Source organism: Streptomyces sp. NPDC058221 (genome assembly GCF_042882365.1).
In the GTDB taxonomy this organism is placed as follows: domain Bacteria; phylum Actinomycetota; class Actinomycetes; order Streptomycetales; family Streptomycetaceae; genus Streptomyces.
This window is the reverse complement of record NZ_JBHVWF010000066.1, coordinates 1-14,963: the sequence shown is the minus strand read 5'-3', so window position 1 is coordinate 14,963 and position 14,963 is coordinate 1. Positions and strand designations below refer to the sequence as shown.

General features: G+C 71.6%; 11 protein-coding genes. 2 read left to right on the top strand and 9 right to left on the bottom strand.

Annotation, left to right across the window (positions count from 1 at the left end):
- Nucleotides 1–35: 35 nt before the first annotated feature.
- The 8 genes from ACFVW8_RS21425 to ACFVW8_RS21390 all read right to left on the bottom strand — a co-directional run bounded on the left by ACFVW8_RS21425 (nt 36) and on the right by ACFVW8_RS21390 (nt 9,349).
- Nucleotides 36–1,517 (bottom strand): FAD-dependent oxidoreductase, encoded by a 1,482-nt coding sequence (locus ACFVW8_RS21425; protein ID WP_389692277.1) that lies wholly within the window; start codon nt 1,515–1,517, stop codon nt 36–38.
- Nucleotides 1,514–2,446, bottom strand: a complete 933-nt coding sequence (locus ACFVW8_RS21420; RefSeq protein WP_389692275.1) for a VOC family protein — start codon at nt 2,444–2,446, stop codon at nt 1,514–1,516. Before ACFVW8_RS21420 ends, ACFVW8_RS21425 begins: the two co-directional genes overlap by 4 nt.
- Nucleotides 2,447–2,501: 55 nt before the next feature.
- The gene (locus ACFVW8_RS21415) at nt 2,502–3,686 is read right to left on the bottom strand and encodes an acyl-CoA dehydrogenase family protein (RefSeq protein ID WP_389692273.1); all 1,185 of its coding nucleotides are present in this window, start codon (nt 3,684–3,686) and stop codon (nt 2,502–2,504) included.
- Nucleotides 3,687–3,694: 8 nt separating this feature from the next.
- Nucleotides 3,695–4,753, bottom strand: a complete 1,059-nt coding sequence (dmpG, locus tag ACFVW8_RS21410; RefSeq protein ID WP_389692271.1) for a 4-hydroxy-2-oxovalerate aldolase — start codon at nt 4,751–4,753, stop codon at nt 3,695–3,697.
- Nucleotides 4,754–4,781: 28 nt separating this feature from the next.
- Nucleotides 4,782–5,636: an acetaldehyde dehydrogenase (acetylating) gene (locus ACFVW8_RS21405; protein ID WP_389692324.1), complete on the bottom strand. Its 855-nt coding sequence runs from the start codon at nt 5,634–5,636 to the stop codon at nt 4,782–4,784.
- A 109-nt stretch (nt 5,637–5,745) separates the two neighbouring features.
- A complete protein-coding gene (locus ACFVW8_RS21400) occupies nt 5,746–6,783 on the bottom strand; it encodes a 2Fe-2S iron-sulfur cluster-binding protein (protein WP_389692269.1) in 1,038 nt (345 codons plus the stop codon).
- Nucleotides 6,780–8,486: an FAD-binding protein gene (locus tag ACFVW8_RS21395; protein ID WP_389692267.1), complete on the bottom strand. Its 1,707-nt coding sequence runs from the start codon at nt 8,484–8,486 to the stop codon at nt 6,780–6,782. Before ACFVW8_RS21395 ends, ACFVW8_RS21400 begins: the two co-directional genes overlap by 4 nt.
- On the bottom strand, nt 8,483–9,349 hold the full coding sequence (locus tag ACFVW8_RS21390; RefSeq protein WP_389692265.1) for an alpha/beta fold hydrolase: 867 nt from the start codon (nt 9,347–9,349) through the stop codon (nt 8,483–8,485). Before ACFVW8_RS21390 ends, ACFVW8_RS21395 begins: the two co-directional genes overlap by 4 nt.
- A 318-nt stretch (nt 9,350–9,667) precedes the next feature.
- Between ACFVW8_RS21390 and ACFVW8_RS21385 the strand changes: the two genes are divergently transcribed.
- Nucleotides 9,668–10,231 (top strand): flavin reductase family protein, encoded by a 564-nt coding sequence (locus ACFVW8_RS21385; RefSeq protein WP_389692263.1) that lies wholly within the window; start codon nt 9,668–9,670, stop codon nt 10,229–10,231.
- An 81-nt stretch (nt 10,232–10,312) separates the two neighbouring features.
- Here the strand turns inward: ACFVW8_RS21385 and ACFVW8_RS21380 are convergent, their stop codons facing one another.
- Nucleotides 10,313–11,203 (bottom strand): IclR family transcriptional regulator, encoded by an 891-nt coding sequence (locus ACFVW8_RS21380; RefSeq protein ID WP_389692261.1) that lies wholly within the window; start codon nt 11,201–11,203, stop codon nt 10,313–10,315.
- 348 nt (nt 11,204–11,551) lie between these two features.
- On the opposite strand from ACFVW8_RS21380, the gene ACFVW8_RS21375 reads away from it, so the two are divergent.
- Nucleotides 11,552–14,926: a pyruvate carboxylase gene (locus ACFVW8_RS21375; protein WP_389692259.1), complete on the top strand. Its 3,375-nt coding sequence runs from the start codon at nt 11,552–11,554 to the stop codon at nt 14,924–14,926.
- Nucleotides 14,927–14,963: the final 37 nt, after the last annotated feature.

The following is a 14,963-nucleotide window of genomic DNA, read 5'->3' as shown; positions in this document are numbered from 1 at the left end:
CGGGTACGCGTACCCGGCCTCCTTCGTGCCCGGGCTCAGGCGCCGCCCGCCGCGGCCACTCCCGCGCGCCGCCCGAAGAACGTCCCGTCACCGAGCGAGGTACCGCTGACGTACCCCTCGCCGTGGATGCCGGAGGCGGCCCGCCCCGCGGCGAACAGCCCGGGAACCGGGTGGCCGGACACGTCGAGCACCGCACCGTCCACGGTGGTGTGCAGCCCGCCCAGGGTGAACCCCGCAGCGCCCGTTCCGGCGCCCGCGGCGGGGCGGCCGCCCCGGTGGAAGCCGGCCCGCGGGTCGACCGCGGCGAACGGCCCCGTCAGCGGCCGCAGCCAGCGAGGATCCTTGTGGAAGTACGGGTCCTGTCCGCCCGCCGCGTGTGTGTTGTACGTGCCGACGGTGGACTCCAGGGCGCCCTCGGGCATCCCGAGTTCGCTCTCCAGCTCCGCCAGGGTCTCCGTGACGAACCGCGGCACCACGCCCCAGCGCTCGGCCTCCGGAATCGCCTCGTACCCCTCCTCGTCGATGATCACCCAGTAGGGGGCGGGCTGCGTCAGCACAGCCGCCACGCTGAACAGGCCGGGGTAGACGTCCTCGTTGATGAAGCGCCGGCCGTGGGCGTTGACCAGCATGCCCCGGGTGACCATCGCGGGCAGCGCGGTCAGGGCCAGCTCGACCACACCCATCCGCCGGGTGGCGGCGCCCAGCGCGGCGGCCATCCGGATGCCGCTGCCGTCGTCCAGACCGTCGCTGACCTTGTCGTGGCCGATGAGGTGCGGGGCGTGGTCGGCGAGCATCTCCTCGTTGTCGGCGAACCCGCCGGTGGTCAGCACGACCCCCTTGCGGGACCGGAACGCGAGGTCCTGGCCGTGCCGGCGTGCGGTGACCCCGACGACCCGGCCGTCGTCGTCCACGATCAGCGCGGTGGCCAGGGTGTCGGCGTGCACGGCGGCGCCTGCCTCCCGGGCCGCGCCGACGAGCTTCTCCATCACCAGCCAGCCGCCGAAGCCGTCGGTCGCACAGCGGTGCCCGCGCGGTGCGGGCCGGGCGATCTCGTTGTACGGCCAGGCGTTCTCGCCCAGCCACATCAGCCCGTCCTTGGTGGTCGGCATCCAGGTCGGCGCGTCCCACAGGGTCGACTCGAAGGTCAGCCCCCGGTCCACGAACCACTGGAAGTGGCCGGCACTGCCCTCGCAGTACAGCCGCAGCTTCTCCTCGTCAGCATGTGGCCCGAGCGCGGCAACGAGATAGGCGAACATGTCGTCCGCGCTGTCCTCGAAGCCGCACGCCCGCTGCACCGGCGTACCACCGCCGAGATACAGCTCGCCACCCGACAGGGCGGAGGACCCGCCGGGCCCCCCGGCCCTCTCCAGTACGAGGACGTCGGCACCCGCCACCGCCGCCTCGTACGCGGCGGCGGCACCCGCGCATCCGAAGCCGACGACCAGCACGTCGGCCTCCCCGTCGTAGTGGCCGACGGTCCTGGCGGGGACGGGTGTCACCTGCCGGGTGGTGCTCATGCGGCCGGCCCGGGCGGGACGAAGGCGGCCAGCGGCTCGGATCCGGACCAGTCGTGGCCCCAGTAGCTGTCGGCGGTGATCTCTTCGGCCGTGTAGTGCGTCTCGTCGACGCGCATCCCTTCGCAGCCGTACTCGATGTCCCAGCCGCCCGGCGCCCGGACGTAGAACGAGACCATCTTGTCGTTGGTGTGCCGGCCCAGCGTGGAGGAGAGGGAGAATCCTTGCCGGGTCACGTTGTCGAGGGCACGGCCCACCGCGTCCAGGGTGTCCACCTCCACCATGAGATGGACGAGTCCGGGCTCCTCGCCGTGCGGGGCGGGGCAGACGGCGAGGCTGTGGTGGCGCTCGTTGACCCCCATGAAGCGCACCCGGCGGGCCGGGCCGTCGGACGGCTTCCCGCCGCCGAGCCGAATGGAGCCGCGGGGCAGGAAGCCGAGCACCTCCGTGTAGAAGGCGACCGTGTCGTCCGGGCTGGTGGTGGGCAGGACGACGTGTCCCATCCCCTGGCCGTCCGTGACGAATCGCTGGCCGAGCCCGGTCAGCACCGGGCTGTGGTCGAGGATCGGAGCGAAGAACACCTCGACAGGCACGCCGGCCGGGTCCTCGAAGACGATGCCCTGCTCCACGCCCCGGTTGTCCGCCTCCTCCCGGCCGAGCGGCTTCACCGCCGTTCCGGAGGCCTCGACGGCGCGGCCGACGGCGGCGAGGGCGAACTGGTCCCGCACCTCCCAGCCGATCGACAGCACCCGGTCGCTGTCGCCCGGCAGGACGACGAGCCGGGAGCGCCGCTCGTCCATACGCAGGTACAGACCGTCGGGGTCCGGCCCCGTCCCCTCGGCGAATCCGAGGGCGTCCACGGCGAGTTCACGCCAGCGGGCGATGTCACGGGTCTGGACCCGGAGGTATCCGAGTCCGCGGATCTGTGTCATGGGTGTTCCTCTCTGAGCCGGCTGATGTGAGGGAGAAGGCGGCGGGCCGGGCGCTCTAGATCATGGAGCGCATCGGGCCGTGCGGCGGCTCGATGCCGATCTCGGTCAGGGCCGAGGCGTGGAAGACCGAGCCCGGCACATGGATGGCGTGCGCGAGGCCGGTGTGCGCGTCGCGCCAGAAGCGCTGGATCGGGTTGTCCAGCCGCATCGCGTTGCCTCCGGAGCGGGCGACGATCTCGTCGACTGCTCGGACCGCGCGCCAGGCGGCCGCCGCCTGGGTGCGCCGGCCCACGGCCCGTCGCTCGAAACTGATCTCCTGTCCGGCCTCGACGGCGTCGTGGAGCCGGCAGATGTTGTCCAGCAGCGCCGCGCGGGATGCCGCGATCTCGGCCGCTGCGTCGCTGATGGCGTAGAGGACGTACGGATCGTCCTTCACCGCCTGACCGGTGATCTGCACCCGGCTGCGCTGGTAGTCGAGGTGGTGGGCGAGGGCGCCCTCGCAGATCCCGATCACGGCGGCGGTGATGCCGAGCGGGAACGCGGCCGAGAACGGCAGCCGGTAGGCGGGGTTGGCCAGCCCGGACTCGGCGGCCAGGGAGCCGTCCACCACCTTGGCGTACTCGATGACCCGGTAGGCCGGAACGAAGGCGTCCTTGACGATGACGTCCTTGCTGCCGGTGCCGCGCAGTCCGACCACGTCCCACGAGTCGTCGACGATCTCGTAGTCGGCGCGGGGCAGGATGACGTGCACGGACTGCGGGGGGCTGGTCCTGTTCCCGTCGCCGTCGGCGAGGAAGCCGCCGAGGAAGATCCACCGGCAGTGGTCGGTACCGGAGGAGAACTGCCAGCGGCCGTTGAAGACATAGCCGCCGTCGACCGGCCTGAGCAGGCCCATCGGCGCGTAGGGCGAGGCGATCCAGGTGTCGGGGTCCTCGCCCCAGATCTCCTCCTGGACCCGCGGATCGGCCATCGCCATCTCCCACGGGTGGACACCGACGACGCCGGCGACCCAGCCCGTGGCCCCGTCGAGGGAGGCGATCCTCATGACGGTCTCGGCGAACTCGCGCGGATGCAGTTCGAGGCCGCCGTGGGTCTTCGGCTGAAGCATGCGGATCGCCCCGACGTCCCGAAGGATCTTCGCCGCCTGGTCGTCGAGCCTGCCGAGCGCCTCGTTGGCGGGACCCAGGGCGCGGATCTCGTCGGCCCGCGCCTCGACGGCGTCGAGTACCGGATTGGACATGGCAGTTCTCACTTTCCGGGGGAGTTCTGGGCGGCGGCCGTGGCACCGTTCTTCGCCGCGAGGGCGACCGCGATCTCGATGAGCTGGTCCTCCTGGCCGCCGACGAGCTTGCGGCGGCCGGCCTCCATGAGGATCTCCGCGCCGGACACCCGGTACGTGGCGGCCTGGCGGGCGGCGTGCTTCAGGAAGCTGGAGTAGACGCCCGCGTATCCCATCGTCAGGGAGAGCCGGTCGAGCAGGCACTCACCGTCCATGACGGGCCGGACCACGTCCTCGGCCGCGTCGATGATCTTCAGTACGTCGATGCCGGTACGGATGCCGAGCTTCTCGGCGACAGCGGCGAAGCCCTCGACGGGTGTGTTGCCCGCGCCCGCTCCGAACCGGCGGGTCGATCCGTCGATCTGGGTGGCCCCGGCACGCACCGCGAGCACCGAGTTGGCGACGCCGAGACCCAGGTTCTCGTGGCCGTGGAAACCGACCTGGGCGTCGTCGCCGAGTTCGGCGACGAGGGCGGCGATGCGGTCGCCGGTCTCCTCCATGACGAGGGCGCCCGCCGAGTCGACCACATAGACGCACTGGCAGCCGGCGTCGGCCATGATGCGGGCCTGCCGCGCCAGGGCCTCGGGCGGGCTGCTGTGCGACATCATCAGGAAACCGACGGTCTCCAGGCCCAGTTCGCGGGCGAGGCCGAAGTGCTGGACGGAGATGTCGGCCTCGGTGCAGTGCGTGGCGATCCGGCAGATCGAGGCACCGTTGTCGGCGGCCTCGCGGATGTCGTCCTGGAGGCCGAGGCCGGGCAGCATCAGGAACGCGATCTTCGCGTGTCGCGCGGTCTTCACCGCGGCCTTGATGAGCTCCTGCTCGGGGGTGTGGCTGAAGCCGTAGTTGAAGGAGGACCCGCCGAGGCCGTCTCCGTGGGTGACCTCGATGACGGGCACACCCGCGGCGTCGAGGGCGGCGACGATCGACGTGACGTGGTCGACGGTGAACTGGTGCTGCTTTGCGTGCGAACCGTCCCGCAGGGACGAGTCGGTGACGCGGATGTCCAGCTCGGGGCTGTAGGGCATGGCTCGTGTACTCCTCGGTGAGCGGGGATCAGGCGCCGGCGCGACGGGCGGTGATCCGCTGGGCGAAGCCCTCGCCGACCCGGGTGGCGGCGGCGGTCATGATGTCGAGGTTCCCGGAGTACGGCGGCAGGAAGTCGCCCGCGCCCTCCACCTCGATGAACACCGCGACCCGGGCGAACCCGCCGCTGACCGTGGTCGGTTCGTCGAACTGCGGCTCGGTGCGCAGCCGGTAGCCGGGCACGTACGCTGCGACGGCGGCGACGGTCTCGTGGACCGAGGCGACGACGGCGTCCCGGTCGACGTCGGCGGGGACGGCGCAGAAGACGGTGTCCTGCATCAGCATCGGCGGCTCGGCCGGGTTGAGGATGATGATGGCCTTGCCCCGGGCTGCACCGCCGATCGTCTCGATGCCCCGGCCGGTGGTGAGCGTGAACTCGTCGATGTTGGCGCGGGTGCCGGGCCCGGCGGACGGTGAGGCGACGCTCGCGACGATCTCCGCGTAGGCGACCTCGGTGACCCGGGAGACGGCGTGCACGATCGGGATGGTGGCCTGTCCGCCACAGGTGATGAGGGAGACGTTCGGCGCGTCCAGGTGGTCACCGAGGTTGACTGCGGGCACGACGGCCGGGCCGATCGCGGCCGGCGTCAGGTCGATGGCCCGGATGCCCAGTTCGGCGTACTTGGGGGCGTTGGCCCGGTGGACGTACGCGGACGTGGCCTCGAAGACGAGGTCGGGCCGCTCCTTGCGGGAGAGCAGGGCGTCGACGCCGTCGGCGCTCGTGTGCAGGCCGTGGTCCGCGGCGCGCTTGAGGCCGGGGCTCTCGGCGTCGATGCCGATCATCCAGCGCGGCTCGATGGACTGGGAGCGCAGGAGTTTGTACATCAGGTCGGTGCCGATGTTGCCGGATCCGACGATCGCGGCGGTCGCCTTGGTCACGGTTCGAACCTCATCCGGGTCGAGTGGGTACGGGGAGCGGTCGGGGGTGCGGTGGTCAGCCGTCGTAGGTGATGTGCAGCCGGTCGCTGACCGGGCGGGCCTGGCAGGCGAGGATCAGCCCGTCGGCGAGGTCCTGCGCGTCGAGCACCTCGTTGCGTTCCATGGCCACCTCCCCCTTGAGAAGGACACAGGCACAGGCGCTGCAGCTGCCCTCGCGACAGGAGTAGGGGGCGTCCAGTCCGGCGGCGAGCAGTACGTCCAGCAGGGGTGTGTTCCGCGGCCAGTCGACGGTGCGGTGCGTCCCGTCCAGTTCGACCTCGGCCGTGCTGACGGGTGTGGAGGCGTCCTGCTCCGGGGCCGGCTCGCGCTCGGCGAAGGGGTCGCCGGACAGCGAGGTGAACCGCTCCACCGTGATCAGGTGCGGCGGCACGCCGAGGCCGCCGAGCACACCGGTGGCCAGATCCATGAAGGGCCCGGGCCCGCAGACGAAGGCAGGGCGCCCTGTGTACGGACCCGCCAGCGCCCGCAGCCCGGCCGCGGTGGGCCGGCCCTGGACGGACTCCAGCCAGTGCAGAACGACGAGGCGGTCGCCGTACTCCTGTGCCAGTGCGGTCAGTTCGTCCCGGAAGATCACGGACCGCTCGTCGCGGTTGGCGTAGACGAGGGTGACCGTGCCGCTGCCCGCGTGCAGGACGGACGTCAGGACCGACATCACCGGGGTGATTCCGCTGCCGGCGGCGAGCAGCAGGAAGTCGCCTTCGAGCGAGCTGGGGGTGAAGGTGCCCGCGGGCCGCAGCACCTCCAGTGTGTCGCCCTCGGTGACGTGGTCGCAGATCCAGTTCGAGGCATAGCCTCCCTCGGTGCGCTTGACCGTGACCTTCAGATGCCGGTCGCGCACCGGGGAACTGCACAGCGAGTAGCACCGGGCGGCCCCGCCGGGGCGCTCGGTCGGCACTCTGACGGTGAGGAACTGGCCCGGTGCGTAGCCGAAACTGTCCTGCTGCCCCTCGGTGGGCTCCAGCACCAGCGAGTGCGCGTCGGCGGTCTCGCGGATGACCTCGACGACGCGCACGGTCAGCGGAGCGGGTCTCACGACGGGCCTCCGGTGGTGCCCGTCTGCCGGGACCGCGTCGCGCGGGCGGCGGCCGCGTGCCTGGCCGCGATGTAGCCGAACACGATGGACGGGCCGATGGTGGCGCCCGGTCCCGCGTACTCGTTGCCCATCACGGATGCGGAGGTGTTGCCGGTGGCGTACAGACCGGCGATGGCGGAGCCGTCCTCGCGCAGCACCTGGCTGTGCTCGTCGCAGACGAGGCCGCCCTTGGTACCGAGGTCGCCGACCTCGATCCGGACCGCGTAGTACGGGGCCTTGTCGAGCTCGTCGAGGTTGGGGTTCTTCAGCGTCGGGTCGCCGTAGTAGCGGTCGTAGGCGCTGTCGCCACGCCCGAATTCGGGGTCCTTGCCGGACCTGGCGAAGCCGTTGAACCGTTCGACGGTGCCGGCGAGCTCGTCCTCGGGTACGCCGATCCTGCGGGCCAGCTCCGTGATGCTGTCGGCGCGGTGCACGGTGCCGTTCTCGTAGAACGCCTTCGGGAACGGCATGCCGGGCAGTATCTGGGCGAAGGGGTAGCGGGCGCGGGCCTTGGAGTCCATCACGAACCATGCCGGCGTGTGCCCGCCTTCGAGCTGGTCGTGGACGAAGTTGACGTAGGGCGAAGACTCGTTGGTGAAGCGCCGGCCGTTGCCGGAGACGATCACCGACGGGGGGATGCACCGTTCGGAGACCAGTGGGATCGTCGCGCCGGCCGGATGGTGCACGGACGGCATCCACCAGGCGTCGTCCATGAAGTCGAGGGCCGCGCCGAGGGCCTCACCGGCGGTGATGCCGTCGCCGACGTTCTCGGCGACTCCGGCGGTGTGGATGTCCCGGCCGCCCTCCGGCAGGTACTTCTCGCGCATCTCACGGTTGTGGTCGAACCCGCCGGTGGCCAGGAGGACACCGTGCCGGGCGCCGACACGCACGGCCTTCCCGTCACGCTCGACGACGATGCCGAGGACCTTGCCGCTCGGGTCGGTGACGAGTTCGGTCATCGGGCTCCTGAGCCACAGGGGGATGCCGGCGTCCTTGAGAGCCATGCGCAGCCGCGCGACCAGCGCCCGGCCGCCGGTCGCCATGTGGCGGCGGCGGATCATGTTGGACGACACCCGCCAGGCGGCGGTCAGGGAGGCCCGGCGTCCGCGCCAGGTCCGCTTGACCATGGCGAGGTCCCGGTAGTCCTTGGCGGTGATCCACAGACCGAGGGGGCCCTTGAGGCTGTTGGGGCGCTGGTGCTTCTCGTCCTCCCCGAGCTTGCGGGTGTCGAAGGGCAGCGCCTCGATGGAGCGGCCGAGCGGGCGGCCGCCCTCGTACTCGGGGTGGTAGTCGGCGTAGCCCTTGACCCAGAAGAACCGCATCCAGCGGCTCCTGCCGAGCAGTTCCATCGCGGCCGGCCCCTGCCCGACGAACGCGTCGAGACGCGCCCCCGGCACCCGGCTGCCGGTGAGCCGGTCGAGGTACTGGCGGATGGAGGCGGGGCTGTCGTCATGGCCCTTGGCCCGCAGGGTGGGGTTGTTGGGGATCCAGATGCCGCCGCCGGAGATGCCGGTCGAGCCGCCGTACTTCTGGCCCTTCTCGACCACGACGGTGGTCAGACCGCTGTCCGCGGCGGTCAGCGCGGCGGCCATGCCGCCTCCGCCACTGCCGACCACGACGAAGTCGAACTCCTCGTCCCAGGCGCCCCGGGCCTCGGCGCTCACGCCGCGTCCTTGCGGGTGAGGAAGGCGAGAACGGCACTCTCCCAGGCGGCCTTCTGTTCGATCATCACCCAGTGCCCGCAGTCGGGAAACACGTGCAGCTCCGCGTCCGGAATGGTACGCATCGGCAGGATCGACATGTCGACAGGACTGACCCGGTCGTCACGGCCCCAGGTGAGCAGGGTCTTCGCCCGGAGACGGTGAAGCAGGGCCCAGTACGGGGCCTCGTCGGACGCGGCAGCGGCGGCGGCACCGGCCGCGAACGCCTCGCTGCCGTACATCCGGCGGGCGGCGGCGAGAGTCTCCGGGTCGGTGGCCTGGGCCCACCGCTCCTCGATGAGCTCCTCGGTCACCAGGGACCGGTCGTACACCATGGAGTTCAGCCAGCGGACCAGTCGCTCGCGGGACGGGGAGTCGGTGAACTCGGTGAGCAGCCTGATGCCTTCGCCGGGCCCGGGGCTGTACAGGTTCCGGCCGATGCCGCCGATCGTCACCAGGCGGCGCACCCGGTCGGGGGCGGCGAGGGCGAACCGGGTGCCGACGATGCCGCCCATCGAGTTGCCGATGATGTCGACCCGGTCCAGCCCGAGCCCGTCCAGGAAGCGGGTCACGGACGAGGCCGCCGTCACCATGGGGTGGCCGCCGGCCGGGTCGCTGACCCCGAATCCGGGGAACTCCAGGACGAGGCAGCGGAAGTGCTCGGCGAACGCGCCCAGGTTGTGCCGGTAGTTGCGCCAGCCCGTGACCCCGGGGCCGGATCCGTGCAACAGGAGCAGGGGCGGCCCGTCTCCGGCCTCGTGGTAGCGCAACACACCCTGATCAGTGGCGAGTTCGCGCAATGTGGAGTCGTGGCTCAGCTCCGTCATCATCCCTGCCTCGGTTGGCCTCGGTATGCGGTGGACCTGATGTCCCGACGGGCCCGGACGCTCGCCGGCCGTGGGTGGTCCATGAGTGCCGTGTAAACGGTTCCTGGACGGTAACCACGGTGCGCGGGACCGCGCGGCGGACGTCTCGGTCAGCGGGATGTCCGCGTTCCCGGGGCTGCCGGGGGCTTCCGGCGGCCCGTGACCGGCGTCGTTCCACTGATCGGGAACACCTTCCCGGCGCTCCGGGCGGGTGCCCTAGCTTCAGCCCCCTGCCCGGTCCCGGACAGACCACCGACCCGTCCCCCAGAGGTGCACCCCATGACCGCAGAGTCCCTGTCCGCGCCGGAGACATGCGAGGAGACGGAGCCGACCGCCCTGCGGATGCGGCGCACCATGGGGGACTTCGCCTCCGGGGTCACGGTGGTGACGGGCACCGGCCAGGACGGCGTTCCGGCCGGTTTCGCCTGTCAGTCGTTCGCCTCGGTCTCGCTCGAACCGGCCCTGGTCCTGTTCTGCGCGGACCACAGGGGACGCACCTGGCCGAGGATCCGGGAGTCGGGGCGGTTCGCCGTGAACATCCTGGCGGAGGAACAGACGGATCTCTGCGGCCGGTTCGGGTCGGGCAGGGGCCGCAAGTTCGAGGGGCTGGACTGGGAGGTCTCCCGTTGGGGGACGCCGTCACTGCCCGGCGTGCTGGCCCGGGTGCACGCGGACGTATACGACGTGCACGGTGCGGGCGACCACGACGTGGTGGTGGGCCGGGTCCTCGCCCTGGAGACCGTCACCGACGGCCGGCCGATGCTCTTCTTCCGCGGCGGCTTCGGCGTCGGGAGCCCGGCGGCGGCGCCCGGGCCCTGGGGCTGGGGCGACCACTGGGGCTGAGAGGCTGCCGGGTGGCCGCTGAGACGCGAAGCGCAACGGGGCTCCGTCGTACGCCCGGCGGCCGGTGCGCCGCGCCCTTCTCTACTGCCAGTCGCCGTACTGCCCCGCGGCGAGCAGACGGTCCATGGCCTGCGGGGACCATGTCTCCTCCGGTACGGCCGCGGGCCGGCGCACCGGCCTGACCGCCGTGTCCCGCTCGGGGAACAGGTCGCTCGACACCTGCCGGGCCGCGTCCACCACCAGCGGCGCCACCTTCTCCAGCGGGGAGCCGGCGTCTCCCGCGAGGGAGATCGCTGCGGCCGGCCCCTCGGGGCCGCGGACCGCTGCGGCGACACAGGCGATGTCCGGGAAGCACTCGCCGCGTTCGAAGGCGAGGCCGTGGCGGCGCCGGATGCGGTTGAGTTCCTGGTGCAGGGTGCCCAGGTCGGAGATGGTGTGCTGGGTCAGCCGGCCGATGGCACCGGCCGCCCTGGCCTCGACGTCCTCCGGTTCGAGCCACGCCAGCATGGCCTTGCCGAGCGCGGTCGAATGGGCGGGGGCCCGGCCGCCGACGCGGGAGGGGACGGCTGCGGCGAACCGGCCGCCCACCTTGTCCAGGTAGTGCACCTCGGCCCCGTCCAGCACGGCCAGATGGACGACGAGGCCGGTCTGTATCTGCAGGTGGTGCAGCCGGGCTGCGGCAGCCTCACGGATCCTGCCGTGCGCGCCGTCCCCGCCGCCGAAGCCGAGGGCGCGGCGCCCGAGCCCGTAGCCGTGGCCGGTGTGTTCGAGCCAGCGCAGCCGCACCAGCTGGTCGAGGATCCGGTGCGCCGTCGACCTGGGCAGATGCGTGGACCGGGCGACTTCCTCCAGGGACAGCCGGACTGCCCGGCTCTCGAAGACGTCCATGATCAGCGTTACCCGCTCGACCATCGACGGTGGCAGCTCGCGACCCGGCACATGTACGTGGGGAGCATCATGGACAGCCGTCATGGGAGCCTCCAGCCGCAGACTGAAATGAATTCTTGTTTTCCGGAATGTAACAGCGCCCCCCGAGTCCAGTGAAGACATGCGCACGTGCTGTTTTTCGCCGACGGAAGGCCGACGGGCGGCCGACGAACCGCCATGAACCGGAAAAACACGGGTGCGCGGTACGTGACGCAGGCCATCTCGTGTGTCCGCGATCTCTGGGTAGGTCTCCGGTACGGTGTCGAACGCTTCGGACCCGAGAAACCACGGAGCACTTCGCCACCGCCGAGTGACCGCGGGACGCCGGCCGGCGTATCCGTGCGACATCGCCCGTCCTGACGCCACGCGCTCGTGACACGACTGGGGAGTTTGATGTTCGACAAGGTATTGGTCGCCAACCGTGGGGAGATCGCGATCCGCGCGTTTCGCGCGGCGTTCGAGCTCGGAATCTCCACGGTGGCCGTGTTTCCCCACGAGGACCGCAACTCCCTGCACCGGGCCAAGGCCGACGAGGCCTACCGGATCGGGGAGCCCGGACATCCCGTGCGGGCCTATCTCTCGGTCGACGAGGTCATCGAGGCCGCCCGGAAGGCGGGCGCCGACGCGATCTACCCGGGCTACGGCTTCCTGTCGGAGAACCCGGACCTGGCCGCCGCGTGCACCGAGGCCGGCATCACCTTCGTCGGACCGCCGGCGGCGGTGCTCAACCTGACCGGGAACAAGTCCCGTGCCGTCGCCGCCGCCCACGAGGCCGGCGTACCGGTGCTGAAGTCCTCCGCCCCCTCGGAGGACGTGGACGCACTCGTCGCCGCCTCCGGTGACATCGGCTTCCCGGTCTTCGTCAAGGCCGTCGCGGGCGGCGGCGGCCGCGGCATGCGCCGGGTCGCCGAGCCGGCAGAGCTGCGCGAGGCCATCGACGCGGCGATGCGCGAGGCCCGGTCCTCGTTCGGTGACGCGACCGTCTTCCTGGAGCAGGCGGTGATCAACCCCCGCCATATCGAGGTGCAGATCCTCGCCGACGCCGACGGCAATGTGGTGCATCTCTACGAGCGGGACTGCTCGTTGCAGCGCCGCCACCAGAAGGTCGTCGAGATCGCGCCGGCCCCGAACCTCGACCCGGCCCTGCGGGACCGGATCTGCGCCGACGCCGTCGCCTTCGCGCGCCACATCGGTTACGTGAACGCGGGCACCGTCGAGTTCCTCGTCGACGAACGCGGCAACCACGTCTTCATCGAGATGAACCCGCGCATCCAGGTCGAGCACACCGTGACCGAACAGGTCACCGGCCGCGACCTGGTGATCGCGCAGCTCCGGATCGCCGCAGGCATGACGCTGCCCGAACTGAACCTCTCCCAGGACGACATCACGCTCAACGGCACCGCGATGCAGTGCCGCATCACGACGGAGGACCCGGCCAACGGCTTCCGGCCGGACACCGGCACCATCTCCGCCTACCGCTCCCCCGGCGGTCCCGGAGTCCGGCTGGACGGCGGCACCGTCCACACCGGCGCGGAGGTGTCCGCCCACTTCGACTCCATGCTGGTCAAGCTCACCTGCCACGGGCACGACTTCACCAACGCGGCCCGACGGGCCCGCCGGGCCATCGCGGAGTTCCGCATCCGCGGCGTGGCGACCAACCTGCCCTTCCTGGGCGCCGTGCTGGACCAGCCGGACTTCCGGGCCGGACACATCACGACGAGTTTCATCGAGGAGCACCCGGAGCTGATCCGGGCCCGTCCGTCGGCCGACCGCGGCAGCCGCATGCTGGGCTATCTCGCCGAGACCACCGTCAACCGCCCCTACGGGCCCCGCCCCGCCGTGATCGACCCGGCGGACAAGCTGCCTGTCCTTCCGACGGGGACGCCGCCGGCCGGGTCGCGGCAGCGACTGGCTGCCCTCGGGCCGGAGGCCTTCGCCGCCGAGCTGCGCGCCCGGTCCGCCGTCGCCGTCACCGACACGACGTTCCGCGACGCCCATCAGTCGCTGCTCGCCACCCGGGTACGGACGCGCGACCTGCTCGCCGTCGCACCGCACGTCGCCCGGACCGCCCCCGAGCTGCTGAGCCTCGAGTGCTGGGGCGGCGCCACCTACGACGTGGCACTGCGCTTCCTGGCCGAGGACCCGTGGGAGCGGCTCGTGAAGATCCGGGAGGCCGTGCCCAACATCTGCACCCAGATGCTGCTGCGCGGCCGCAACACGGTCGGCTACACGCCCTACCCGACCGAGGTCACCGAGGCCTTCGTCGCCGAGGCGGCCAACGCCGGAATGGACATCTTCCGGATCTTCGACGCCCTCAACGACGTGTCCCAGATGCGCCCGGCGATCGACGCCGTGCGCGCGACGGGCACCTCGGTCGCCGAGGTGGCGCTCTGCTACACCGCCGACCTCTCCGACCCCGGCGAGAGCCTGTACACGCTGGACTACTACCTGCGTCTCGCCGAGCAGATCGTGGACGCGGGCGCCCACGTCCTCGCCATCAAGGACATGGCCGGGCTGCTGCGTCCGCCGGCCGCGCGCACCCTGGTCACCGCCTTGCGCGAGCGGTTCGACCTGCCGGTCCACCTGCACACCCACGACACCCCCGGCGGGCAGCTGGCCACGCTGATCGCCGCCATCGACGCGGGAGTCGACGCGGTGGACGCGGCAGTCGCCTCCATGTCCGGTACGACCAGCCAGCCCTCGCTGTCCGCGCTGGTCGCCGCCACCGACCACACCGACCGCGCGACGGGCCTCTCACTGCAGGCCGTCGGCGACCTGGAGCCGTACTGGGAGGCGACCCGGAAGGTCTACGCCCCGTTCGAGTCCGGGCTGGCCTCGCCGACCGGCCGGATCTACCACCACGAGATCCCCGGCGGGCAGCTGTCCAACCTGCGCCAGCAGGCCATCGCGCTGGGCCTGGGCGACCGCTTCGAACTCATCGAGGACTGCTACGCCGCGGCCGACCGGATGCTGGGCCGGCTGGTGAAGGTGACGCCGTCGTCCAAGGTGGTCGGCGACCTGGCGCTGCATCTGGTGGGCGCGGGCGTCGAGGCGGCGGACTTCGAGTCCGACCCCGGCAAGTTCGACGTACCGGACTCCGTGATCGGCTTTCTGCGCGGTGAGCTGGGCGACCCGCCGGGCGGCTGGCCCGAGCCGTTCCGCACCCGCGCGCTGCAGGGCCGCCCGGAGAAGGCCGAGGCCCCGCATCTCTCGGACGAGGACCGCGAAGGTCTGCAGCAGTCGCCGCGCGCGACGCTGAACCGGCTGCTCTTCCCCGGCCCGACCAAGGAGTTCGAGGCCCACCGCGAGGCGTACGGCGACACCTCCGTCCTGCCGACCCGGGACTTCCTGTACGGCCTTGAGACGGAGACCGAGCACACGGTCACGCTCGACCCCGGTGTCACGCTGCTGATCGAGCTGGAGGCCATCTCGGAGGCCGACGAACGCGGTTTCCGCAGCGTACTGGCCACGCTCAACGGACAGTTGCGACCGGTGTCGGTGCGGGACAAGGCCGTAGCCACCGAGGTCAAGGCCGCCGAGAAGGCGGATCGCGGCAACGAGGGCCATGTCGCCGCGCCGTTCGCCGGGGTCGTCACCCTCCAGGTGGAGGAGGGCGCCTCGGTGTCGGCCGGTCAGACCGTCGCCACCATCGAGGCGATGAAGATGGAGGCGTCGATCACCGCCCAGTCCGCCGGGGTCGTGCGACGCCTGGCGATCGGCCGGGTCCAGCAGGTCGAGGCAGGCGATCTGCTCATCGAGATCGGCTGAGCCACCGGACGGGCTCCGGCCCCGGACAGCACTGCGT

What these genes read in the sequence shown, in the direction of transcription:
- ACFVW8_RS21425 (WP_389692277.1), bottom strand. Translation starts at nt 1,517, where the DNA reads ATGAGCACCACCCGGCAGGTGACACCCGTCCCCGCCAGGACCGTCGGC.
- ACFVW8_RS21420 (WP_389692275.1), bottom strand. Translation starts at nt 2,446, where the DNA reads ATGACACAGATCCGCGGACTCGGATACCTCCGGGTCCAGACCCGTGAC.
- ACFVW8_RS21415 (WP_389692273.1), bottom strand. Translation starts at nt 3,686, where the DNA reads ATGTCCAATCCGGTACTCGACGCCGTCGAGGCGCGGGCCGACGAGATC.
- dmpG (WP_389692271.1), bottom strand. Translation starts at nt 4,753, where the DNA reads ATGCCCTACAGCCCCGAGCTGGACATCCGCGTCACCGACTCGTCCCTG.
- ACFVW8_RS21405 (WP_389692324.1), bottom strand. Translation starts at nt 5,636, where the DNA reads ATGTACAAACTCCTGCGCTCCCAGTCCATCGAGCCGCGCTGGATGATC.
- ACFVW8_RS21390 (WP_389692265.1), bottom strand. Translation starts at nt 9,349, where the DNA reads ATGACGGAGCTGAGCCACGACTCCACATTGCGCGAACTCGCCACTGAT.
- ACFVW8_RS21385 (WP_389692263.1), top strand. Translation starts at nt 9,668, where the DNA reads ATGACCGCAGAGTCCCTGTCCGCGCCGGAGACATGCGAGGAGACGGAG.
- ACFVW8_RS21380 (WP_389692261.1), bottom strand. Translation starts at nt 11,203, where the DNA reads ATGACGGCTGTCCATGATGCTCCCCACGTACATGTGCCGGGTCGCGAG.
- ACFVW8_RS21375 (WP_389692259.1), top strand. Translation starts at nt 11,552, where the DNA reads ATGTTCGACAAGGTATTGGTCGCCAACCGTGGGGAGATCGCGATCCGC.